We start from the raw sequence: 23,631 nt of genomic DNA, 5'->3' as shown, positions 1-23,631 counted from the left end.
CGTTTCTTCTGACTTTATTTTTCTGACGCGTGAATAAGAACGTCTTCAGTGATCCGAATGTCATCGTCAATAGAGCGATCCGTCACAAGACCCAGTTTAACGATATCTGCATGATAGCCACGTATCGCTTCTTCAGGCTTTGCATTGCCATCAGCGACCAATCGCATCCATCGAATGAAGGTTGGTTGATGTTCAGCCAAATTAATCTTGCGCCCGAACAAAGCTAGTCGAGCACCATATTTTTCAGCCTGCCAGACAAGTTCAAATGTATCACGATGCGTTCCTGCTCCGCCACCCAGAACCCCAATAATCACAGATGGATCATGATCTACTAACTCTTCCAAAGCTGCTGCACCATTATAAGCCACTTTTAAGAACTCCGGACGTTCCTCAATCGTGAGGCTGGCAAGCGCGCGAACGATACAATCATTCACAAACATCCCCGTTTCAGCAGCAGTGAATCCTGTCGCCATATTCGGGTTAAACACTTCCAGAAAATGACGCTTACCTGCTGCGCGCGCGCGCGGCCTGAAATCCCGATAGGCTTCAAGTGTTGCCATGTCGGCGTCTGCATCATTGTTGAATGTCATCGAATAAAGGCAAAGATCAGCCTGCGCTTTCGAAAGGTCCGTTCCACTATAGGGTTTGGATAAGAATGATCGATAAGCCCCACCGCGAATGACACCCCATACATCTGTGGTGTCATTCGCTCTGAACGCTGGCGTCACACCAGTGCCTTTGAAGGCATCCTTATTCTGAAGATATTCGATGTTCGATGTTGATGCGAGCATAATGTCCACAACATCTTGTTCGATCAATGCTTCTATCTCGGCCAGAAACTCTGGGCGTGACCGATTACCTATTGCTCTGCCCTTGTCATCACGTTTCACCCCAGCGGTCAAAATCCCACCAGACAAGTCAGCATCCTTCGCATCAGCGATCAGAAAATCGCCTTTTGTATAGCGGCCCGCACGAATACGTTCAATCTTCTGGTCATACCGCGTAGTTGTCATTGTCTATCATCCATCTATCTTCAGAATTATCAGTTAGCTTTACGTAAAAGAGAACGCCCATCTTCTTTAGAGAAGAGGTGTATACTTTCCACGTCGATCGAGAAATTGACTGTCTGCCCAATTTCCAAAGATCGGAAGGCTTTGGTCACAAACGACATTTCCCTCCCGTCTACCTCCACAATCACCTGTGCCTCACTGCCCATATTTTCAACCAGAACGATGCTTCCTGCTATGACATTCACATCTCCAGGGACGGCAATGTCCATCTTCGATGGACGCAGTCCAACTTCAACCTGAAGTCCAGTAGCAAGACCATTATATGAACTGACTGGGACTTGTAGGCGAATTGATCCAGAAACCAGTTCCGCCGTGTCGCCGGTACTCTGCACTGTGCAATCTCGGAAATTCATTGCTGGCGAACCAATAAAATCGGCGACAAAGCGTGTGGCAGGACTATCGAAAATTTCGGATGGTGTTCCTTGCTGCTCAATTGCGCCAGCTCGCATAAGCACGATACGATCCGCGATAGTCATCGCTTCAAGCTGGTCATGCGTAACAAAAATTGTCGTTGTCTTGAGCTCAAGATGCATACGACGAATTTCTGTCCGCAATTTTTCCCTCAGCTTAGCATCAAGATTTGAAAGCGGCTCATCGAAAAGGAACAACTTTGGCGTTTTGATCATGGCGCGCGCCATTGCAACCCGCTGTTGTTGACCACCCGACAGGTTCTTGGGCTTCCGGTCTAAAAACTGAGCCAGACCTAAAACGTCTGATACTTGCTTTACACGGCGATTGATTTCTTCGGCAGCCACCTTCTGTCTTCGCAGACCAAAAGCGATGTTATCGAAAACGGTCATATGCGGATAAAGCGCATAAGACTGGAAAACCATGGCAACACCGCGCTCTCCTGGAGGGAGATGGGTCACATCTTTGCCGCCAATGGTGACAGTTCCATCCGAGATTTCCTCAAGTCCCGCGATCATTCGCAGCATTGTCGACTTACCACAACCGGATGGTCCCAAAAATACAACGAACTCATGGTCGTCAATATCGAGATTGAGATCTGAAATAACGGTCGTGTTGCCGTAAGACTTACGAATTTGCGTACATTTGATATTTGCCATAATGGGTATCCTATTTGCGACCCGTAGAAACCATACGATTGATGAACCCCATCAACAGCCCGATGAAAATCAACGGTGGCAATACGAGAATAACTGTGGAGGCATTAATCACACCCCATGGAACTTCTTTGCCCAGCGACGTAATCGAAGCGGCAACGACTGGTAACGTTGAGTTTTCCGCGGCGAGCGTTAATGCGAGTAAAAGCTCATTCCAGATAAGAACAAATGTGAAAACCAATCCGCCAAAGAGCGAGGGTGCGGCCACGGGCAAGGCAAACTTCAGAAAGATTTCAGTTTGCGAACAACCTTCCATAGCTGCGGCTTCTTCAATCTCTTTTGGAACGCGCTCAAATGCTGGTACCGATAACCAGATAACTGTCGAGATCGTCGAAATAAGGTATACTAATATCAAACCTGATAGCGTGTCATAGAGACCAGAGTCTAAGTATAGGACGATGAATGGTATCGCGATTGCAACAGGCGGCATGAAGCGCAACGACAAGACAAAAAATTGCAAGTCGTCCTTTTTACGCCTCACATGACGCGCCAGCGTATAAGCCGCTGGTATACCAAAGAGCGCGCCGAGGAGTACTGAGGTACCTACCACCACAACAGAGTTGAGAAGCCCGTCACGAATAGATGGGTTTTGCAGGATAACGCCGAAGTTCTCTAACGTCGGAGTAAAAATCAGCTTGGGAACAGGCGTAACAATATCTTTCAGCTGTTTAAAGGAGCCAAGAACCGTCCACAAAATCGGTATGAGAGCAATCAGGATCATGAACGAGAGAATTGCACGTGCAACGATACGTTGGATCAAACCGACCATTTGCGGATACCTCGCCATATCAGTGTAAAGACAACCGTTGTGATCAGGAGCAAAAGAATAGACATAGCTGAAGCGTAGGAGACACGCCCACCAAGATTAATACCTGCCTGATACGCATAAAGATCGAGCGTCTCGGTCGCAGTTCCCGGGCCACCACCCGTCATCACGTAAATCAGGTCAAACGAGCGTAGTGACTCCACAGCCTTCACCAGCGCAAGACTTATGATCGGGGCTTTCAACATAGGCAGCGTCACATAAGCATGAATTTCCCATGTCTTGGCATTATCAAGCTGGGCCGCCTCAATTGGATCCTTGGGTAGTGTTTCCAGCAGTTTGAGCATTATAACTGTAAAGAACAGTCCCCATTGCCAAATATCGACAACAGCTACTGAAACAAGGGCCAGTGACGGATTAGCAAGGAATTCTATCGGGCCAAGTCCCACGATATCTGCAAGATAGTTGATAAGACCAAGTGAAGGCGAATAGAGGAACCGCCAGATGAAAGCTGCGGCCACACGAGGCAACAAAACCGGAGCGAGAAACGCGATGCAGATCAGATTGCGGGTACGCGACGATTTTACATTCTCGAAAATCAGCACGGACAATAGTGTCGCTACGATAAGCGTCCCAGCCACTGTTACAAGTTCCCATATGGCCGAAATCTTAAGCGCATTCAGAAACCTTCGATCGCCAAGAAGGCGTTGGTAATTATAAAGCCCAACGAAGTCATAATCGGCATATCGCAGTGATCGGTCCATCACCGAAAAGTAAATTGCACCAGCGATCGAAACGAAGGCGAGAATTCCCAGAATGCTGAACGCGGGTGCAAGCGTCCAGAATACGAATTTTTGTTTATGCATTCCGTTGCTCTTGAATTGAAAAGTGTGTCCGGGCGTCGTTCAAGACACCCGGTCAAACCTTTGTTTATTTAACGCGGCGAAGTGCATCTTCAGCGGTGAAAGCCGCCTCATCCAATGTCGCTTGAACATCAGTTTTAGTGCCCGTAAACAACTCTTCGAGCGCGAGACCAAGATTATCGCCAATCTCCGGCCATGCTGGGCTGGCCATGATGAGCAACTGCGTGCGCGAACCCGTCGCAAGAAGTGCTTCAATATACTCTTTAGGAACGGCTTTGCTGAACGCTTCACTTTTCAGGCTGGACTGACGACCTATATCAGAAGCGATCCCATTGGAGAGACGACGAGCTTCCATGTCTTTTGACGTGGCCCAACCGACAAAATCCGCAGCTACCTTTTTGGTACAGTCATCTTTTGCACCCACGGCGGAAACAGCGAAACCATGCGCCCAACCAGCAGATCCCAAAGGCTCAGGCGGTGGAGCATATCCCACCTTACCCGCAACGACCGACTTATCTGGAACTTCCATCCATGGTCCAAAAACATCTGATTCAATCAGATAGGCAACCTGGCCACCACGGAATGCTTCAACCGCATCTGACCAGCTGAATGTACCAGCACCCGGAGGAGCAGACTTCAAAAGATCGATATAGAGTTCGGTCGCCTTCACTCCGATCTCAGAATTGAACGCCGGTTGATCGCCATCAAGCCATTGACCACCAAGGCCACGGAAGAATGGCGTCCAGCGCCAGACGTTCATGCCTGAACCACGCTGGCCACGAGCGGCCCATCCGTACAACTTATTTGCAGGATCGTTTACTGTCTTCACGCCTGTGACGAGTTCATCGAGCGTCTTTGGCACAGGCAATCCTGCCTTTTCCAACACATCCTTGCGATAGATCAGAATATCGCCGCCACCGACAAGCGGGGCGAAATATTGTTTGCCCTCATAGCTTGCAACATTCGCAAGATCTACGCGGAAATCGGCAATATCATATTCTTCGGGCAAAACATCTGCGAGAGGGTATAACCAGCCAGCGCTTGCATATTCAGGTGTATTGGCTTCGTCCACATACAGCACCTGATAGGCACCTGCACCTGTTGAAGCATCAAGACGTGCCTTGGCGCGCCGCTCGTTTTCGCCAAGCAGATTGATTTTAACTGTTGTTTTCCATTTATCATTAAACTCGCCAACATATTTGTCGAGCTCTGTGACGGATGGCATGCCTTGACCAATTACGTTGAGCGTCGGTACTTTCCCAACGCACATATCATCATTGGCATTTGCCAGGCCCATACCGGCTAGCAAGCAGACGGAACTCAGTAAAATCATTTGCAGTTTCATTCTCATTCCTCCTCCAAAGAAAACTTCATGACGTTAAAGATCAGGTGAAAAGACCTGCCAGTTTATGATCCAGTGTTAAGAACTGGCGGTAGCGGCTCTCATAAAACTCACGCAATTCGGGGTTTGGTAACGCTGTTCGGGTGATGCGACACATGGACTTTGTCGCTTCAGAGATGTCTGAGTAAAAACCTGTCGCAACGGCTGCACAAATCGCCGCTCCCAATGCGCCAATCTCCTCACCTTCCGAGACCTCGACAGGTAACCCGCAGATATCTGCGAAAATCTGGGACCAGATATCGCTTTTGGAAGCACCTCCAGCCAGACGAATTGTTTCCGGCCTCTGAGGGGCAACATATTCCATGATACTTTCCCCATGACGGCGGTGCTGGAATGCGACACCTTCAAAAAGCGCGCGCAACATTGACCCCTGATCGTCCGAGCTACCAAGGCCAACAAAGGCACCCTGACGGGGCTCAGGCCCATTCAGAAAGGGCATGAAATGACAGCGACGGCCTATAACCGCGCTGCCCGCAACAAGCGCATTTGCAGTATCAATATTGACTAGACCATCGACTGCTCGCGAGAGATACCAATTCAGATTACCAGCAGAGGTCGGACTTCCTTCTGCAATCAGACGACAAGTCCGATCGCGATGAAGCATATTAAGGATAGGCGGCGCACTGTTTATTGCCTGTTGGGTTTCAACTGCATTGATGGACCAGGTGCCAGCTATCATCGTCAGAGCATCACTGCCGATAACACCCGACCCGATAACGCAGGAACTGACGTCCATCATTCCTGCAACGACAGGCGTTCCAATCTGCAATCCAGTTTGCGCTGCTGCTTCAGACGTTACTCTCCCTGCAATGCCAGAATTATTCAGCAGGGGCGGCATGCACCGAAAGAGTGATGAAATTCCGAGCATCTCAAAATATGCTTCGTCATAGGCATTGCATGTAAGATTGAGCAGCCCCCCACCGCTGGCGTCGGTGGGGTCCGTCGCCGCAATACCCGTCAATTGCATGCGAACATAGTCTTTGCATGCCAGTGCCCAGCGCGTCTTTTTAACAACATCGGGCTCATTTCGCGCAAGCCAGATCATCTGCATGATCGTTTGCCCGCCCCAGACACGATGTCCTGTGGTTGCCTCCATATGGATTGCTGTATGGTCTTCAATAAACGCGTCAGCAATTGGCTGTGCCCGCTGATCAACCGAGACAATGCCGTCTCGTATCCCTCGCCCATTCTCATCAACAAGGAAGATACCGTTGCCAAAACCTGTACAGGTTATCGCCGCTATACGCTCCGGCTTCACGACGGTTGTCGTGAGTTCGCGAATGGCTTGCGCTGTATTCTCCCAAAATCGCTTTGGTTCACGCTCAACCCAGCCATTGTCACGATACACCGTTGTGACATCAACAGCACGAAGAGCGACAAGTTTGCCTCTTGCATCGAAAACAGCCGCCTTTACCGCTGTTCCTCCAGCATCGATAGCGAGAAACAAGTCTCCCATCGACACACCTCCCTTTATTGTTTCGCACAATTAGCGCGGAATAATCGTCGACATTTCGAGACAACGGGCAACTTCCTCCTCTGCCCATTGTTCGTCCAAACCTCTTATATTTGCGAGTAAATGCCCAATTTCCTCGACCACAGCGCGACTACAGCGCCCTTCTACAACGAGTTGTGTGCGCCGAAGCAGAACATCATCGAGAAACAGTGCAGCTCTGTACTCGATCAGCCATCGAAGCTCCCTTCTGCTGTAATCAGGAACAGTTTTGAGGAATTCATCGGTTTCTAAACTGCAAAAATCTGCGACCACATTGGCAAGCGCTCCATATCTTGCGACAAGATCTTTGGCGCGTTTCCAGGACAGACCAAACGTTTCCGCGATAACTGCTTCGAGCTTAGCTACTGCATTATCACCCGCAATTAACCCAACAGATCCTGGATATATCCGTTCCCGCGTCGAAACGGTTCGGGTGACATGCAGTTGATCCAGAATAAGGCTTGCAGCCTGTTCTCCAAACGCACGGAACGTTGTCCATTTTCCACCGACCAAAGACAACAACGGCGTGTTATCATTTAACTCATCAAACGCGATGCGATGATCACGATTTGCCTGATTGGCGCTGCCACTACCTCCGGCCTGCAAAGGCCGAATTCCAGTCGTTAAAGCAACAACATGTTCGTCTGTGATGCTGATATCGTCGAAAAGACCAGACAGAGCGCTGAGAAGATAGCTGACTTCAGATGGTGCTATGGAATGATCATCGGCGCTAGCAACCTGAATCTCAGTTGTGCCCAAGAGGATCGTTTTATCAAGTGGATAGCAAATAACCATCCGGCCTGTTCCATCATCAAAATAGAACGCACGGCCAGCCATCCGTTGGTGTAGTTCATTGTGGCGGAGCAGAACATGAGCGCCCTTAACCGGCCTGATATATTGGGTTTTTTTCCCCAGCAAACCGTTCACAACATCGACCCAGGCGCCTGCCGCATTTGCTATTAAGCGGGGCTTAACTGTCGCCGTTTGCCCGGTAATCGGGTCACTTACAACCACTCCACCATCGGCATCATAACGCCAATCAACATAATTAAGGCAAACTGCTCTCTCATGAGCTTGCATAGCATCAGCGATCATCTCCAGAACGAGCGCTTCCGGATTGCGGATGCGCGCGTCGAAATAGCTGATAACTGCTTTGTAACGAGCAGCGATTGCTTTTGGAAAGCCACGACGCAACAGTTGTGTGCGATGATCCGGCAGCACTTTTTCAATACGTCCAAGGAACTCGTAAAGAAAAAGTGCTCCTTTCAAGCTTGCTGCGCTGAGTGGGCCATTGGCCGTTTTAAACCCTAGAAATCTTAAAACCGATCCAGAGAGACCATGAATGTATCCGGAAAGAGGAACGACGATTTCTAATGGTCTGGTGAAGTGTGGTGCATACTTCAACAGCAAATTACGTTCACGTGCCGACTCCGCAACAAGCTTGAATTCTCTGTTTTCAAGATAACGCAAGCCGCCATGCGCCATTCGAGACGACGCTCCCGTTGCGCCTTTACAAAAATCACCGTTATCGATGAGCAAAGAGGAAACACCATTGAGTGAAAGTTCGCGCTGAACGGCAACGCCATTTACGCCGCCACCAATAATAAGAACGTCAAACTCCGGCTTAGTTGCCAACCTGCGAAGGCTCTCCTCCCGTAGTCTTAACATCCCAAGCTCCTGTGACTTCCTCAAGCTCCACTTCTACACTTTTTGCGCGATTCTTTATATAAGTCAACAAAGACTAACATTTATAAAAATTGATTAGTTATGATTGGACAGTAAGAGCATGATCGGCACGGCTCGCTGCTCGGCGAGCAAAATCGACAAGACATTCACAGCGCAATGCGGATCTTAACTAAGGGCAAAAAAAGAGGGCCATCGGAAACCGAGGCCCTTTAAATTTAGAAGGTTAAACCTTCAGAGGGGAACAGCTGGACGCAAAAATGGGAGGAATGCGTCACAGCTGACGCGCTTATGCCTAAATAATTATCATAAAGCACCTATTTTTTGTGCATCTCAGCTATGAACTACACGCAGAGCTAACGCCATACACGTGAGCAAAAGTTGAATTGATTGTGAAGCAACGGTTTATGGTATGCATATTTAAGAGTTTCAAGCCACGGAACCGCCAGATGGGACGAGTGTTAAGTGACGACCTACGGTCATGCGCTTTTGCAGGCTGGTAGAGAAAGATCATGGCCCGCAGCGTCGGTATTCGGTTTGGGGCATCGGCAGCAATAGCAACTCGCAGGATTGCCAGCGCCCAAGATGGCGAACTGTGAGCGAGGCAAACGCAGAGACAGCCAAGAATATTACGCTTAACAAGATAGTTTCTCTGCTAGCTAAATACTGTAGCGTTCAGATTGTGCGAAGTGCTTTAAGTACTTGGCTTCTGGCTCGTTGCTTGTCGCAACCCACCCACAACATTTCCAAATTATATGCCCTTTATAAAGTGTTGCACAGATTGCCGTCCAACATGCGCTTTATTGCTTTAACCCCACCTTCTAACGCTCTGATCGGTTTCGGTTTTGAGAACAACCAGCCTTGAAGGTCATCACATTTCATATGACGCAATTTTATCAGTTGCTCTTTGGTTTCGATACCTTCGGCAACAACGCGTTTTCCCATCCTATGTGAAATATGGATTATACCTTCGACAATTGCCTGATCTGCGACAGATGTCTCAATATTCTGCACAAAGGAGCGATCAATTTTAATATGATCTATCGATATTGCTCGCAAATGAGTCAGAGATGCGTACCCGGTTCCAAAGTCATCGAAGGCGACCTTGACTCCAATCTCATGAAACTTCTTAAGCCCGTCATAAACATGTTCTCGATCTCGACTTAAAAGCATACGCTCCGTAATCTCGATACAAAAACGGGAAGCAGGCAGGCCAGTTAACCTCAAAAGTTCTACAAAGCGTTTAATATAAACGTCCGATTTTAGGTCAGAATTCGTAATGTTTATAGCGATGAAGTCGGTTTCAATGCCAAGTGTCCGCAACTCAATTGCATCGGAAAATACTCTCTCAAGGACAAACTGACCGATTAGCTCAGAGGTTTGATCGTCTTCCAATGCGGCTTCGAAATGCTCCGGAGTGAGTATCTTTCCGCTTGGATGGTTCCAGCGTAGCAAAGCCTCAAAAGAGATTTCTCTGTCAGCTAAAAGAGAGACAATGGGTTGATAGAACAATTCAAACTGCCCATTCGCTAATCCTATTTTCACCTCTTCTAACAGGGAAACACGCGCATTCAGTTGAACCAGCAATTGCTCTTCAAAGACCGAGACTTGGTTTCGCCCTATTGACTTAGCGCAATAAAGTGCAATGTCTGCCGCTTTAAACAAAGATGTCAGGTCTTGTCCATCATCAGGGTAATGAGAGATACCTATGCTTGCACTACAATGCCTGGAATTAATACCACTTGTTGGGATAGCTCTTATTTTTTCCAGTAGGCTATTTAAAGTCGCAAGTGTCTCTTGTTGATTATCATTCGCGAAAATCAATCCAAACTCGTCTCCGCCTAAACGAGCCACAAATGTTGATTGCTCGAGGTTTTCTCTCAGTGTTCTTGAAATTTTGTCCAATAAAATATCACCAGCGTCGTGGCCATATGAGTCATTTACATCTTTGAACGAGTCGATATCCAATAATGCCAGCGTCAATTCTGACCTGTTTGCCTTGCAAACGACCAGTGCCTTATTCATCTGCGCCTGAAAACTTCGCCTGTTACCTAACCCGGTCAGCGCATCACTATTAGCGAGTGTATCCAGCTCAGTTTCATTCTTACGTAATTCGGCCTCAACCGCTTTTTGATGGGATATATCAAATCTAATTGCCGTGTAGCTATCGATTTTCCCGTCAGTATTGCGATGGGGGACTATTGTGGTATCAACCCAGTAATAGCTACCATCTTTGGCTTTGTTGCAAATTTCGCCATGCCAGACATGGCCATTTCCGATCTGATGATACATGTCTTTAAAGAAATTTAACTCATGGAGACCTGATTTGAGTAGCCTATGATTATGTCCAATCAACTGATCGCGCCGATAGCCACTTATCTCACAAAATTTATTATTTACATATGTGATCGTGCCCTTAACGTCTGTTACGGCAACTATTGCGGCACTATCTAAAGCATAGCGGATAAAGGCCTCTTCACGCTTATAATCATCCAAGTCTGCCTCAGGAAGGGGTGACAAACGAGACGGATATTCGACTAGAGTCTTATAGCCAATATTTGAGGTATTCTTCATCTTTGCATTCCATCAAATTATGCAAAAAGCCTTCATCTTTAAGCAAATCAATTTGCAGATGCCATATTAATAATATTATATCTAGCTAATATAGTAAAATCCTACAGAAATTATTATTTAAATATATTCATGATTTGGTATAATCTATTTATTTCTCTATCGGTTCATTAAGAAGCTCATCTTATGCCAAACACTACCCTCGCCATTTGAAAAGATTGTTGGCATTTATTCTCACCACATAGATACCATCGTGTCGATAGCAGCACCCTGCGGTGCTGCTATCGCTATACCGTAATGCAGGTTAGTCAACCGTATATGCGATCACGGAATCTCCAGGAGTTGTTCCCAGAGAACCATGACCTCCAGCAGCAATAACGACATACTGCTTACCATCTTTACCACGATACGTCATAGGAGTTGCCTGCCCCCCGGCTGGGAGTTTATGGGACCACAGTGTTTCGCCAGTTTTCATATCGTAACCACGAATGATGTCATCAAGAGCTGCCCCAGTAAAGGCAATGCCACCAGCTGTAGTTAGTGTTCCACCATGTGCGAGCATGCCCATTTCGAATGGTATAGGGAACTGAATACCGGCAATTTTCTGACCCGCTACCGTACCATTACGATATTTCCAAGCCGTCGTGCCGTCTGCGAGATTGACACCAACACGAACGCCCCACGGTGGAGTATTGCATGGCACGCCCAGGGCAGAACGCATGTGACTGATTGAGACAGCATAGGGTCCGCCGAGATTTTCGTTACCAGGCTTGGATTCCCCACCTGCGTCGCCCGCGTTTCCAAACATTCGTTTATCAGGTTCACCTTCAGGTCGTTTATACAGCCGGTACAGGTAAGGAAGGTACTGAGGTGTAGCAATCATCCATCCGTTGACCGGATCTACGGCCACCGAACCCCAGTTAAAGACACCGATATTTCCTGGCCATACAAGCGAAAGACCTTCTGTCTGCGGTGGGGTAAAAGGGTTTCCGTCATAACGCGCCTGACGGTAGGTAATGCGACAGGCGATCTGATCAAATGGCGTTGTGCCCCACATGTCAGCTTCAGTTAATGGCGCTGGAGTGAAAGATAGGGCGGACATTAGTTGTGTCGACGACAGCTTTTCATTTGGAATGTCTGTCTTTGTCGAAACATTCATTTCATGAACGGGCATGATTGGATCGCCAGTGCGACGATCTAAAACCCAAATGTTACCGATTTTCGTAGGAACGAGAATTGCAGGAACATCCTGCCCGTCATGCGGCAAGTTCAGCAATACTGGCTGTGAAGGAATATCGCGGTCCCAAAGGTCGTGATGGGTTGTCTGAAAATTCCAAACCAAACGGCCCGTCCTGAGGTCGAGTGCGGCGAGCGAATCTACCATCTTCTGGTCTGCTTCAGACCTTGATACACCGACCTGATCGGGTGATTTATTTCCGAATGGAACATAAACCAAGCCAAGCTTCTCATCTGCGGAAAGCTGCGTCCAGGCAACAGCCGAATTGGGCTCGTAAAGCTCGTCGCTCGCGAGTGGTGCGGTTTCATCTGGTTTACCCGCATCAAACTTCCAAACGATATCGCCAGTGCGTACATCGTAAGCGCGAATAACACCTGACGGGTTATTCTCGTAATAATTATCGGCGATCGCGCTCCCAAGAATGATCAGATCAGCAGTTACCAGCGGTGCGGAGGTTTGCTGGTAAGTTGCGCGTTCCATGTTTGGCATCTGCGCTTTAAGATCGACATAACCATTATCGCCAAAGCTGGTGCACAATTCACCATTGTCTGCGTTCAACACATAAAGGCGTGCATCGACGGACGAAGCAATGATGCGGCGCGGGCATTGCAAAATTGCAGCCTTAATTGCTTCGGCTTTTGCAGGATCAGTATCTGCGGGAACGACATACTCTGACGAATCATTATAAGAAACGCCACGGCAGGTCTGATGCTGGTATTGGTTGTCGCGTTGCATCTTCGGATCAAAGGACCAGGCCAGTTTGCCTGTTTCCGGCTCCAATGCCCGTACGATATTATGTGGCGTACAGAAATACAGAAGACCATTCACTTTGATTGGGGTCGCTTCGAAAGTGTATTCTTTTGAATCGACGGCATCACCTTCACGCAGATCACCTGTATGATGTTCCCACGCGACTTTCAGTTTTCCCACATTGTCACTATTGATATCTTTTAGCGACGAATAACGCTGACCAAGGTTCGTTCCGCCATATGCAACCCAGTCATTTGCTGGATAAGGGACGCCACTTGGATCAATACTCACCTCTTTAGCACCAGCGACAGTTTGCAATGTCCCCTGTTTTTCGATGGGATCGATAAACCATGCAACAAGCGCCATCGTTGCAACCAGACCGACGACAGAACGTAAAATAAACGGGCCATTCGTAAGGCCCGGCGACCAAAGCTTTACAGGCTTGTCACGAAGGCCGCGCACAATAAAGGGCAACGAAAGTAGCAGGCCTAAGAAGATTATGAGCGCACCACGTGGTATCCACTGCCACTTGTCCATCCCGACTTCATAAAGTGTCCATATGAAGGTCACGACAAGCGTTAATGCGTAGATTACAAGCCCATTCTGACGTAGCCGAAAAAGCTGCAAGCCTGAAATCAGAAGCCCTAAAGCCATGATGACATAGAAAAAACTGCCGCCAATAATTGCCAGCTGCGCACCATAATATAAAATGGCAGCGCCCAATAAAGCAGTTATTAAACCGCCTATACGAGTTAACATGGAACTCACTCCAATTCGCCTGAATACTGAACCAGGCATCAATCATAACGTGGTTTAATGCTATAGGCAGAACGGTCACAAATTTTTGATTATTAATTAGAATATCAAAAAATAGCTATCTGACTGGATATTACACCAGAATACGCTCGCCAACATTAACCTTTTAACCTGTGAATTGAGCACAAAAGTATTTCTATGCAGTGGCCCTATCGCCCCCGATAAACAAAGGGTGGTGGTTCTGCGAGGCTATCTGCTTCCGCTTGCTCAGCCAGCAGTTGACGCAACGGAGAGCGAATACAGACAGGGTCAGTTGCAGAAGCATCACCCGCAAGCGCCATCGCCTGACAGCGGCAACCACCAAAATCAATCGCCTTGCGATCACAACTGCGGCAGAGTTCCGGCATCCAGCTATCACCGCGAAAAGCGTTAAATGCCTGCCCCTCATACCAGATTGTTTCGAGGTCTTTGTCGCGCACATTGTCAAATTGCAGTGTTGGGATTGTTTCTGCTGCATGGCACGGTAATGCTTTACCCGAAGGCGTAATGTTCAGACCTGTGCGCGCCCAGCCACCCATACAGGCCTTTGGATAAGATGCATGATGATCTGCGCCAACATAGTCGATGACAATGATCCCTTCGAGACGTTTCCGCGCACTTTCAACGAATGCATTTGCTTTCAGAAATTGCTCTTTTGTCGGCATCAAAGCTTTGCGGTTTTTGTCGGCCCAGCCATGAAATTGAACCGTCGCAATCTCGATGCGCCGCGCCCCAAGCTTAACTGCAAGGTCCAGCATTTCATCCATCTGGTCCATGTTCTGCTTATGACAGACCGCATTGACCGTGAGGGGAATACCAGCCGCATGAGTCCATTCGGCAACGGCAATTTTGCGTTGATAGCCACCCTTATATCCGCCAACACGGTCGGCCCGTTCAGGTGTCGATCCCTGAATTGAAAGTTGCAAATGATCGAGACCTGCATCGGATAGTTCAGCTATACGCTTTTCCGTAAGGCCAATGCCGGATGTGATAAGATTGGTGTAGAGACCGGCTTTAGCGGCAGCAGCCGTCAGTTCCACAAGATCGCGACGCGCCGCAGGCTCTCCACCTGAAAGGTGCAAATGTAATACGCCTAAAGCGGCCGCTTGCTGGAAGGCTTTAATCCATTCCTCGGTCGAAAGCTCAGTTTTAACACCTTCAAGCTCAAGAGGATTTGAGCAATATGGGCACGCAAGCGGGCAGCGATGTGTCAACTCCGCAAGCATAGCGATGGGAGCAGGAATACGAATACGTCCCCCATTCCATTCGCTTGTCGGCCTGACACTTACATGCTCGTTCAAGGCTTCAGCTCCAGCATCCTGCGTTTTGAAAACTCATCCACAAAAGCAATAACATCACTGAGGATCTGATCCTTGGGCGCTTCAAATTTAACCGCAAATTCACTGGCGATTTCTTCCAGCGTGCGCTCACCATCAAGCGCATTCACGATCATCACCGCAATTTCATCCAAAGCCAGCGCGCGCTCAGGTGCCAATAAAACATTCTGACCGCGTACCGGATCCTGACGCAAACGCACGCCCCGCGCGAGCTTGGCTATTGTACCACCCGATACGATAACGGCTGTGGGTTCTGTCATTGTGCCGCTCCCTCAACTTCCAGCTTACGCGCAGGCTGGTCGAGTTGGCCAATGACACCTTCGCGCCCATCCCAACCATCGGGGGGCAACAAGGCTGGCGCTACATATGCCTGATGCAGAGCATCGAGCTGCGCCCAGAGCACATCGGTCTTAAACGTCAGCGCTGCGGCAGCCGCGTCCTGCTTTTCTTTCGTGTCAGCATGATTCAGCACATAGTTCAGACCAAAAGCCACATCGACGGGCGCTTCATCCAGACGTTTACGAAAATAGGAAAGAGCCTGTTCGTTAGCGAAAGCATAATGTTCAATCAAACCAGCGATGCGGTTTTTATGAATGGCAGGGGCGAAGAGTTCAGTGAGCGAGGCTGCCACCGCATCCAGCATCGGCATATCGCGCACAAAACGTACATATGCATCGCAGGCAAAACGTGTGCCGGGAAGAACACCACGATTTGAGGCGACATAATCCGGATCAAGACCCACAGCCTCCGCAAGCTTCAGCCAGCGTCGAATACCGCCACCCTCTTCTACACCACCATCATGGTCTTCAATGCGCTTGCGCCATGCGCGCCGTATCGACACGTCTTCGCAGCGGGACATAAAAGCAGCGTCCTTTAACGGGATACGGCTCTGATAATAGAAACGGTTGATGACCCAGGCACGAACCTGCGTGATGTTGCACCGTCCGCCATGCAGCATATCGTGAAAAGGGTGCTTGTCGTGATAGCGGGCATCACCGATTGCACGCAAGCGTGCTTCGAAAGCTGTTCTGTTTTGAGCTTCAGTCAAGATCAATCTCCATGCCGTCAAAGGCAACAGCCATTCCAGCTGCCTCTACGGTTGCGCGCTCTGGTCCCAACAGCCAGATCGGGTTGGTATTGTTGATATGGACATAAACCACCTGAGCAATGTTGAGAGCAGACAACAGTGCCAGACTGCCATCTGGCCCGGAAATCGACATATGCCCCATCCGTTGCCCGGTTTTGAGACCGGTTCCGGCCGTAATCATTTCGTCATCAGTGAACAATGTGCCATCAAAAAACACAAGGTCAGCACCGCGAATGCGCTCTGCCAGCCAATCGGGTAGTGCCGCACATCCGGGAATATAATATGCGCGTTTGGTGCCTGCTATAAATTCAATGCCGATAGTTTGCTCACCCTTGACGCCAAGTTCAGGCTCGCCCTCTTCCTGAAAAAGTGCAACTTTTCCCGGCACAGAAAAAATGCGCGCGGTCAGCCCGTCTAGCGGTGTAAACTCTTCATCAAGCTGAATAGTTTTTCGCTCTACGTAGTCAGGATCAAGAACTTTAAAAACCGGGTTTTCGCTCAGGACTTTCTGAATAGCGGATGTTGCCAGCAACCGGAAAGGTTGCTTCTCACGTACCGTTAGCAATCCGCCAATATGGTCCACATCAGCATTGGTAATCACGATGCTTTTGACAGGGCTATCACGTAAGGCTCTCGGATGCAGTGCCTTGGTTTGTATCAACTGCTGCCGAATATCAGGTGACGCATTGAACACGGCCCAGTTTTTGCCATCGACGCTCACAGCAAGTGATGATTGCGTTTGGGGAGTTAGCCCTGATTTGGGATCGCGTGCGGCAGCGCAATTGGCACAATTGCAATTCCATTGTGGCAGGCCACCACCTGCGGCGGCGCCAAGCACGAGAAAACGCAGGCTGCTCATGAAATCTAATTCCTTGTCCGAGTTGTCTTATGCATGTCGGAATAACTCGGTTGCGCCGATGCGCGATAACTCAAAATGTTGATGGCAACCGTAACCCGCAACCAATGTGACGCGGACGATTGCCACCAACAAAATCATTTCTCAGATGGTCTTGCTGCAAGCGGCAAAAACCATGCTTCAATGATTAGAACAGGATCGGTTCATCGCCGTCAGCCGGAGCATAGCGATTGATTTCCATTCCGCAGGTAACTTCAACGAATTTTGGTGCAGACCACTTCATTTCGATACTCCTTATTCAAGAGCAGATAAAACTGCTCGTATTTATTATAAGGCTTAGATTGCATTTTGGGCAAAGCCTCACGCAAAAGTTATAATTCACTCACATAACATTATTTCGCACAAAATCGGGATTTGCATGATCAAAATTATGTGCGTGACATGGCCGATTTTCTTCGGCCATGTTCGTTGATGCCTTTAGTCAGGCAACGCATAGGCAATGACATAGTCACCGCGATTGTCATTGGTGCCGGTACGTGTGGCACCACCAGCAACAACAACGATATACTGCTTGCCATCTTTTCCGACATAGCTCATCGGCGCGCCCTGACCACCAACGGGAAGACGTCCACGCCAGAGTTCCTCACCCGTGTCACTGTCGAGCGCACGTGTATAGTAATCCAGTGTACCGTGGAAGAATGTCAGGCCGCCCTTGGTTACCAATGGTCCACCCATCGTTGGCATGCCGAGTGGAATGAGAACGCCCGGAACGATACCGCGAACCGGCGCATCCTGGATCGATCCCATAGGAACCTGCCACTTTGTCTTGCCGCTTTCGAGGTCAATGGCTGTCATAGTGCCGAACGGTGGCTTAAAGCACGGAATGCCGAGCGGTGAGACAAACATCGAACGTTCTACACCCCAGGGAGTGCCGAGCTGCTCAGAATATTCGCCTTCAGTCGAAGGCTTCAGTCCGATGCGCTTGGCTTCATCCTGCTTGATAAAGCGACCCCACTGAGCCATGCGGATATCATTGACGATCAACGTACCTGTCGCCGCGTCAATAGCACCACCACCCCAGTTAAAGCCACCATAATAGCCCGGATAGATCAGAGTGCGCTGCTTATCGGAGAGCGGTGTAAACTCACCTTCCCAACGCATATCCTTAAACTCAATGCGGCAATACAACTGATCAAAGATTGTTGCGCCCCACATATCGCGTTCAGTCAGCTTATCAGTGCCGACGGAAATCGCGGAGTATGGCTGTGTTGGCGCAACATTCATGCCTGGCATGGAATCTGTTGATACCGGACGTTCTTCAACCGGTACAACAGGTTCACCCGTGCGACGGTCGAGAACAAAAATCTGACCACGCTTGGTAAGCTGAATGATGACCGGTGTTTTTGTGCCATCGGCACGTGGAAGATCGTAGAGAATTGGCTGCGATGAAACATCGTAGTCAAACTGATCAATATTCGCAGTGCGGAAATGCCAGCGCTCTTTACCTGTCTTCATATCGACAGCAACGATGGCATCGTTATACTCATCCGAATACGGATGACGATTTCCAGTCCAGAAGTCAGGCGTCTGATTTCCCGTTGGGAAGAACGCGAGGCCAAGCTCTGGATCGTAGGCAGCCGTGCCCCAGAAATTTGGTGTTTCTGGCGCGTATGTCTGACCTTCTGGCAGAGGCGTGCTATCGGTTGCGCCGCGAGCGGCATCCCAAGCCCACAGGATTTTTCCTGTGCGCGCATCAAAGCCACGCACAACACCCGAAGGCTCGCCGACGGTCAGATTGTCGTTCAGACGACCGCCAACCATCACAACGCCATCGGCAACCAGAGGTGCAGATGTTACGTTGTAAGAGCCCTGCTGACCACCAACCGGATCGGGCGTCAGGCCGACACTCAGATCGACAGCGCCATTCACACCAAAATCTTCGCAAAGCTTGCCGGTATCGGCATCAATTGCGAGAAGGCGTGCATCGATGGTCGATGTAAAAATGCGCTTACGACAAACAGCAGGAGCAGATGCCTGAATGGCGTTTGCATCGGCATTCGCGTCTTCGCTCGCAGGTGCTGGAAGTGCTGTGAGATCAGCGTAGCCAACACCGCGGCATCGACGCCAGCCCTTCGTGCTCTCAAAGACAGTTGCCTGTGGGTTGAACTTCCAGCGTTCCTGTCCAGTCGTCGCATCAATCGCAATGACTATGTTGGACGGCGTGCAAAGATAAACCGTGTCGTCAATCTTAAGCGGCGTAACCTGATATTCCTTGCCATCGACGGCAAGGTCGCCTGTGCGATAGGTCCAGGCGACTTTCAGATCTTTTACGTTCGACTTGTTAATCTGATCGAACTGAACAAAACGGTTACCGCCCGTATTCCGGCCGTAAGCTGGCCAGTCATTGCCGCTATCTTTGCCTGCATCAGCATTGATGACAGGTGCTGGGCCATTGCCCGCTGCAACGACCGTTGGATGCGGACGGAACATGCCAAAGAGCGTAGCGACGAAAGCTGCAGCAAGCACGACTGACAAACCAGCCGAATATTTACAAGACAGCGCTGCGCCACCCGACTTGCGTACCAGAGCTGGTGAAATGACAGCGGTGGCGAGCGCGATGACGAGGAATGTTAGAGTGCGTGGAACGAGCTGCCAGAAATCGAACCCGACTTCCCACACACCCCAGATGACACTTGCAATAAAAAGAGCAAGTGCGATCCACAACGTTGCGCCACGTTTGCGAAATGCAAAATAGCCAATCGCCAACATGGCGATACCTGCAGCGAGATAAAACCACGAACCGCCCAGCGAGAGAAGTTTAACCCCTCCCCAGACGAGGCCGAGTCCGAGCAGTGCAACGACCACCCCCAGAACACGGAGTATCCATGTTAAAACATTGTTCATGTTGAATAATCCATTTGAACTACAGGAGCTTCAGACGCTTTTCACAATGGCAGCACGATTCCGATAAAGCTTTTGCTGCGGGCGTTTGCATAGCCTGAAAACTCGTACGAGATCCGCATCGCGCATCTGAAGCTGCTCCATATTTGGATCGCTGAAATCTCTATTCAGCAACCAGTCAATAACGCACAACTGTGCGCACACGCCCTCGTCGGAATTGAGCCAGACTTAGGATCGGATATGCAACACAGTTGAGCTTTCCTTGGGAGGAAAGCGCTCTTATATGGCGCGTTAAAAAGTGCGACAAGTCGTCTCCAAGGACCGTTTGGACGGATTCACGTCATCTGAGCTATTGACATTTTATTATGTTCTAAATTGCCAGCGTGTGTTAATCGCTCTCTTTGGGAGGACAAGTGAATCATAAAGAGGCCATTTTGATTGACGCGTCCAAAAACCCCGGATTTCGGGACGTCGCTGAATTTGCTAAGGTAAGCATCACAACAGTTGAACGGGTCCTGAACGAACGCGGCAGCGTATCCCCAAAAACACGGGAAAAAGTTTTACACGCGGCCTCACAGCTGGGTCTTAGACGTGTTTTGCCTCTTCCCGACTACGGAAACCTGAGGATAGAGGCGATCCTTCCCACGAATCCAACGCCATATTGGGCCAAGCTTTCAAACAGTTTTAAGAACGCAGCAAAACTACTGCCGCGTGGCATAATGCTTCATCGAACTTTTGTGCCGGAAAACGATCCGCAGGCGATGATCCGTGCGATTACTGCATCGCAGTTAAAACGCAGCGCTCTGATCGTTGCAGCAGAACTGGACAGCGAAGTTGCAGAAAGCTTGGCGGGCGTCATGGAGAAGGGTGAAATCCTTATCTTTGTATCCACCCGTATTCCCGGCTTGCCAGCTCATGCATTTAGTGGGGTCAATAATATGGCTGCCGGACGTCTGGCAGCATCCCTGATAAATTTCGCACTGCGTGACAAGCCTGCCAAAGTGCTGATCCTCCAAGCAAATACAACCTTACAATCGCACCGCGACAGAGTGGAAGGCTTCAGAGCTGAATTGCATACAAACCATAAGAGCGATGTCTTTGTCACTCACGAGGCCCCAAACGCATCGTGGGGCCATTTGGCAGAGCTGGCAAAGTACGGCCGCTTGCCAGATGCAATTTATGAAACTGCCGACTCTGGTGGCGAAATCGCGACTATACTGAGAAAACTTGATCGGAAACCAATCTGGATTGGCCATGAGCGCAATGATGCTCATGAAGCTTTAATCCGGGAACGCATTTTAGATTTTGTCCTCGATCAAGATCCTGAAAAGCAAGCACGTTGGGCGTTGAAGGCAGCCCTTACAGAACTCGGCGTCGAAAATTCTGATCTTTCATATGTCGAAAAACCAGAACTCCGCGTTTTTGCTAATGCCAATCTTTAGCTAGCACACTATTTTTCATATCTGCTGCGATTGAATAATGTGTAGTTTGTATCATCGTTGCAGTAGTTCAAATATTGCAGTCTCAATGACTTTGGTGTCAGCATCATTCAAACCTTCGCCAGCAACATGTCCCCATACGGTTTCCAAAATACGCAGCTCGGCTTTCGGAATACGGGAAGTTTCCCAGGCGGCATCTTTTACCGGAAAATACAGGTCACTGGACGCAGGCATGATCATAGTGTCAGCTTTTATTGCAGCCAGTGCTTGATCAAGGTCACCAAGATATTTTTCGTTAGCGCTTATGTCTGCATGTTGGCCGGTCCATAGGTGCGCGAGAACATTATTCGCATCGCGCTTCAAAAACCAATCTTCCCAGAAATTTACAAGAAAATCGTCAAGCGACTTGTAACCAAGCGCGCGCTCATCGAGCTTCTCTCGAAAAAACGCCTGCGAAAAACCCCATGCTGCATAAATACGCGCGGCAACACGAAGGCCACAAAGCGGTTGCTTCGTATAGAAACCCTGTTCAAAATTTGCATCAAGTTCAATAGCGGCTCGCACGCTATCAAAGAACAAATAGAAGTGTCGTGAGGTGCGTGCAGCGCTCTGAAAAGTGAACAGGCGCTCAACCATGTCTGGAAAGAATGATGCCCAATCAAATGCTTGTGCTCCTCCTAAAGACCAGCCTATAGCTAGTTTTATTTTTTGAATATTGAACCTTTCGGTCAAGAGCCGATGCTGTTGCTTAACATTGTCATGAATCGTCACACGTGGGAATTTCCCAGCATCGATGCACGATGGCATATTACTCGGGGAGCTGGATACACCATTACCAAACATATCTGGAACAATGATGAAGTACTTATCCGGATCGAGAGCACGCCCCTGACCAATCAACCAGGCAGCATCATCGTGCGTGGCCGCAAAAGATGTAGGATAGATAATGACGTTATCTCTCTCATTATTGAGCCGGCCATATGTTTTGTATGCAAGCTGCGCATTACGGATATATTGTTTTGATTGAAGTTGGATATCGCCTAAGTCAAAGATATCATAACTCATTTTAATTTCCCCCGCAGAGTGAGCAGCAAAAACGATAGGGCTAATGCCGCAAAAATTGCCGCGACAATAAGGGTTGTATGCAAATCAAAACGGTCGGTGACTTGCCCACCAATCAATGTCCCTAAAGCGATAGCACTATTAAAGACCGACACAAAAAGCGCGGTCGTAATCTCAATGGAGGTTGATGCCGCTTTCATCATCCATATTTGCAGAGTGACAGAAACTCCACCATATGCCACGCCCCACAAGATGAGGATTTCAGCCGCTGAGATAGTTCCTTCCCCAATAAAGGCGAACCCAAGAATTGCTATCAAAAGGCTGAGAATAATCGTCCCTAGTGTCATTCCAAGTCGTGCTAAAGCGAACCTGCCTGCCAGAAAATTCCCAATAATTCCTGCAGCGCCGTAAATGAACAGCAACATGCCGATCCATTCCGTCTTAACACCAGATATAACCTTTAAAATTGAGCCCACAAATGTATAGGCGATGAAATGTCCCGCGACGAGCAACAGTGTAAGGAACAGTCCCGCCTGAACACGAGGTCTTTTCAATTCGGCGATCATCTGGCTTGCCCGGACAGACTGATTGACACGCAAGGCTGGCAAGAGACGAAAACCAAGCCCGAAGACAATCAAGCTAAATCCTGCCATGACTGCAAATGCCCCTCGCCATTCTGCAATGTCAGAAATCATCACGCCAAGCGGCACCCCCACGACTGACGCGGCAGCAACCCCGCCAAAAATAATTGCTGTCGCCACTCCTATCGATTGCGTAGGAACCAATTTTGGGGCCAGTCCCCCAGCGACTGCCCATATCCCGCCCATGCAGAATCCTACAATAACTCTCGCGACAAGCAGCCATTCGTATGATGGTGACAAGGCCGAAGCGAGATTAGCGACGGTCAGGAGCATAAGCAGCGCGACAAGAATTCGACGTCTATCAATTTCACCTGCCATGAGGATAACCATGGGTGCAAAAAAAGCGGCAAGCAGTGCGGGAACTGAAATAATTAGCCCGGCACTGCCGAGCGAAATATTCAGTTCCTTTGCAATTGGCATCATCATGCCTATCGGCAACATTTCAGTTGTCACAACTGCAAAAGTCGTAAGGCCGACAACATAAACCGCCGACCAATCCGTATGCTGAGCGCTTTGTCTTAATTTCGTGATCTGTGCCATTGGACTGCCTTTTATTGC

18 protein-coding genes are annotated in these 23,631 nt (G+C 49.0%); 1 reads left to right on the top strand and 17 read right to left on the bottom strand.

The window, feature by feature from the left end; translation table 11 throughout:
• Positions 1–14: 14 nt before the first annotated feature.
• From J2782_RS15185 to J2782_RS15115, 15 genes are all read right to left on the bottom strand, one after another.
• A complete protein-coding gene (locus tag J2782_RS15185; RefSeq protein WP_310014054.1) occupies positions 15–1,013 on the bottom strand; it encodes a hypothetical protein in 999 nt (332 codons plus the stop codon).
• Positions 1,014–1,042: 29 nt separating this feature from the next.
• The gene (locus J2782_RS15180; RefSeq protein ID WP_310014052.1) at positions 1,043–2,137 is read right to left on the bottom strand and encodes an ABC transporter ATP-binding protein; all 1,095 of its coding nucleotides are present in this window, start codon (positions 2,135–2,137) and stop codon (positions 1,043–1,045) included.
• 10 nt (positions 2,138–2,147) lie between these two features.
• Positions 2,148–2,963, bottom strand: a complete 816-nt coding sequence (locus J2782_RS15175; RefSeq protein WP_310014051.1) for a carbohydrate ABC transporter permease — start codon at positions 2,961–2,963, stop codon at positions 2,148–2,150.
• Entirely contained in the window at positions 2,951–3,823 is an 873-nt protein-coding gene (locus J2782_RS15170; RefSeq protein ID WP_310014050.1) for a carbohydrate ABC transporter permease, read from the bottom strand. Before J2782_RS15170 ends, J2782_RS15175 begins: the two co-directional genes overlap by 13 nt.
• A 64-nt stretch (positions 3,824–3,887) precedes the next feature.
• Positions 3,888–5,165, bottom strand: a complete 1,278-nt coding sequence (locus J2782_RS15165; RefSeq protein WP_310014049.1) for an ABC transporter substrate-binding protein — start codon at positions 5,163–5,165, stop codon at positions 3,888–3,890.
• 40 nt (positions 5,166–5,205) lie between these two features.
• Positions 5,206–6,678, bottom strand: coding sequence for an FGGY-family carbohydrate kinase (locus J2782_RS15160; protein WP_310014048.1), 1,473 nt, complete (start codon positions 6,676–6,678; stop codon positions 5,206–5,208).
• 30 nt (positions 6,679–6,708) lie between these two features.
• Complete coding sequence (locus J2782_RS15155) at positions 6,709–8,382, bottom strand: glycerol-3-phosphate dehydrogenase/oxidase (protein ID WP_310014047.1); 1,674 nt, start codon at positions 8,380–8,382, stop codon at positions 6,709–6,711.
• Positions 8,383–9,159: 777 nt separating this feature from the next.
• Positions 9,160–10,971 (bottom strand): putative bifunctional diguanylate cyclase/phosphodiesterase, encoded by a 1,812-nt coding sequence (locus tag J2782_RS15150; protein WP_310014045.1) that lies wholly within the window; start codon positions 10,969–10,971, stop codon positions 9,160–9,162.
• Between the two features lie 301 nt (positions 10,972–11,272).
• Positions 11,273–13,714 (bottom strand): membrane-bound PQQ-dependent dehydrogenase, glucose/quinate/shikimate family, encoded by a 2,442-nt coding sequence (locus J2782_RS15145; protein ID WP_310014043.1) that lies wholly within the window; start codon positions 13,712–13,714, stop codon positions 11,273–11,275.
• A gap of 206 nt (positions 13,715–13,920) precedes the next feature.
• Positions 13,921–15,051 carry a pyrroloquinoline quinone biosynthesis protein PqqE gene (pqqE, locus tag J2782_RS15140; RefSeq protein ID WP_310014042.1) on the bottom strand — a complete coding sequence of 377 codons (1,131 nt, stop codon included), beginning with the start codon at positions 15,049–15,051 and terminating at the stop codon, positions 13,921–13,923.
• Positions 15,048–15,347: a pyrroloquinoline quinone biosynthesis peptide chaperone PqqD gene (pqqD, locus tag J2782_RS15135; protein WP_310014040.1), complete on the bottom strand. Its 300-nt coding sequence runs from the start codon at positions 15,345–15,347 to the stop codon at positions 15,048–15,050. The genes pqqE and pqqD overlap by 4 nt, the downstream gene beginning before the upstream one ends.
• Complete coding sequence (pqqC, locus tag J2782_RS15130; protein WP_310014037.1) at positions 15,344–16,135, bottom strand: pyrroloquinoline-quinone synthase PqqC; 792 nt, start codon at positions 16,133–16,135, stop codon at positions 15,344–15,346. The genes pqqD and pqqC overlap by 4 nt, the downstream gene beginning before the upstream one ends.
• Complete coding sequence (gene pqqB, locus J2782_RS15125; RefSeq protein WP_310014035.1) at positions 16,128–17,033, bottom strand: pyrroloquinoline quinone biosynthesis protein PqqB; 906 nt, start codon at positions 17,031–17,033, stop codon at positions 16,128–16,130. The genes pqqC and pqqB overlap by 8 nt, the downstream gene beginning before the upstream one ends.
• A 184-nt stretch (positions 17,034–17,217) precedes the next feature.
• Positions 17,218–17,313 carry a pyrroloquinoline quinone precursor peptide PqqA gene (gene pqqA / locus J2782_RS15120; RefSeq protein WP_310014034.1) on the bottom strand — a complete coding sequence of 32 codons (96 nt, stop codon included), beginning with the start codon at positions 17,311–17,313 and terminating at the stop codon, positions 17,218–17,220.
• 194 nt (positions 17,314–17,507) lie between these two features.
• Positions 17,508–19,934, bottom strand: coding sequence for a membrane-bound PQQ-dependent dehydrogenase, glucose/quinate/shikimate family (locus tag J2782_RS15115; RefSeq protein WP_310014031.1), 2,427 nt, complete (start codon positions 19,932–19,934; stop codon positions 17,508–17,510).
• Positions 19,935–20,332: 398 nt separating this feature from the next.
• On the opposite strand from J2782_RS15115, the gene J2782_RS15110 reads away from it, so the two are divergent.
• Positions 20,333–21,373, top strand: coding sequence for a LacI family DNA-binding transcriptional regulator (locus J2782_RS15110; protein ID WP_310014030.1), 1,041 nt, complete (start codon positions 20,333–20,335; stop codon positions 21,371–21,373).
• Between the two features lie 51 nt (positions 21,374–21,424).
• Here the strand turns inward: J2782_RS15110 and J2782_RS15105 are convergent, their stop codons facing one another.
• Both J2782_RS15105 and J2782_RS15100 read right to left on the bottom strand, forming a co-directional pair.
• A complete protein-coding gene (locus J2782_RS15105) occupies positions 21,425–22,435 on the bottom strand; it encodes an alpha/beta fold hydrolase (protein WP_310014029.1) in 1,011 nt (336 codons plus the stop codon).
• Positions 22,432–23,613, bottom strand: a complete 1,182-nt coding sequence (locus tag J2782_RS15100) for an MFS transporter (protein WP_310014027.1) — start codon at positions 23,611–23,613, stop codon at positions 22,432–22,434. Before J2782_RS15100 ends, J2782_RS15105 begins: the two co-directional genes overlap by 4 nt.
• Between the last annotated feature and the right edge of the window lie 18 nt (positions 23,614–23,631).

Origin of the sequence: Brucella pseudogrignonensis (genome assembly GCF_031454375.1) — a bacterium.
GTDB classification, from domain to species: domain Bacteria; phylum Pseudomonadota; class Alphaproteobacteria; order Rhizobiales; family Rhizobiaceae; genus Brucella; species Brucella pseudogrignonensis_A.
The sequence above is the reverse complement of the archived record's forward strand: the minus strand, read 5'-3'. Positions and strand labels throughout refer to the sequence as shown.

Excerpts from the sequence above, each read along its gene's own strand:
- J2782_RS15100 (WP_310014027.1), bottom strand. The coding sequence starts at position 23,613 with ATGGCACAGATCACGAAATTAAGACAAAGCGCTCAGCATACGGATTGG.
- pqqB (WP_310014035.1), bottom strand. The coding sequence starts at position 17,033 with ATGAGCAGCCTGCGTTTTCTCGTGCTTGGCGCCGCCGCAGGTGGTGGC.
- J2782_RS15175 (WP_310014051.1), bottom strand. The coding sequence starts at position 2,963 with ATGGTCGGTTTGATCCAACGTATCGTTGCACGTGCAATTCTCTCGTTC.
- J2782_RS15185 (WP_310014054.1), bottom strand. The coding sequence starts at position 1,013 with ATGACAACTACGCGGTATGACCAGAAGATTGAACGTATTCGTGCGGGC.
- pqqD (WP_310014040.1), bottom strand. The coding sequence starts at position 15,347 with ATGACAGAACCCACAGCCGTTATCGTATCGGGTGGTACAATAGCCAAG.
- J2782_RS15150 (WP_310014045.1), bottom strand. The coding sequence starts at position 10,971 with ATGAAGAATACCTCAAATATTGGCTATAAGACTCTAGTCGAATATCCG.
- J2782_RS15165 (WP_310014049.1), bottom strand. The coding sequence starts at position 5,165 with ATGAAACTGCAAATGATTTTACTGAGTTCCGTCTGCTTGCTAGCCGGT.
- J2782_RS15155 (WP_310014047.1), bottom strand. The coding sequence starts at position 8,382 with ATGTTAAGACTACGGGAGGAGAGCCTTCGCAGGTTGGCAACTAAGCCG.
- J2782_RS15170 (WP_310014050.1), bottom strand. The coding sequence starts at position 3,823 with ATGCATAAACAAAAATTCGTATTCTGGACGCTTGCACCCGCGTTCAGC.
- J2782_RS15160 (WP_310014048.1), bottom strand. The coding sequence starts at position 6,678 with ATGGGAGACTTGTTTCTCGCTATCGATGCTGGAGGAACAGCGGTAAAG.
- J2782_RS15180 (WP_310014052.1), bottom strand. The coding sequence starts at position 2,137 with ATGGCAAATATCAAATGTACGCAAATTCGTAAGTCTTACGGCAACACG.
- pqqA (WP_310014034.1), bottom strand. The coding sequence starts at position 17,313 with ATGAAGTGGTCTGCACCAAAATTCGTTGAAGTTACCTGCGGAATGGAA.
- J2782_RS15145 (WP_310014043.1), bottom strand. The coding sequence starts at position 13,714 with ATGTTAACTCGTATAGGCGGTTTAATAACTGCTTTATTGGGCGCTGCC.
- J2782_RS15115 (WP_310014031.1), bottom strand. The coding sequence starts at position 19,934 with ATGAACAATGTTTTAACATGGATACTCCGTGTTCTGGGGGTGGTCGTT.
- J2782_RS15105 (WP_310014029.1), bottom strand. The coding sequence starts at position 22,435 with ATGAGTTATGATATCTTTGACTTAGGCGATATCCAACTTCAATCAAAA.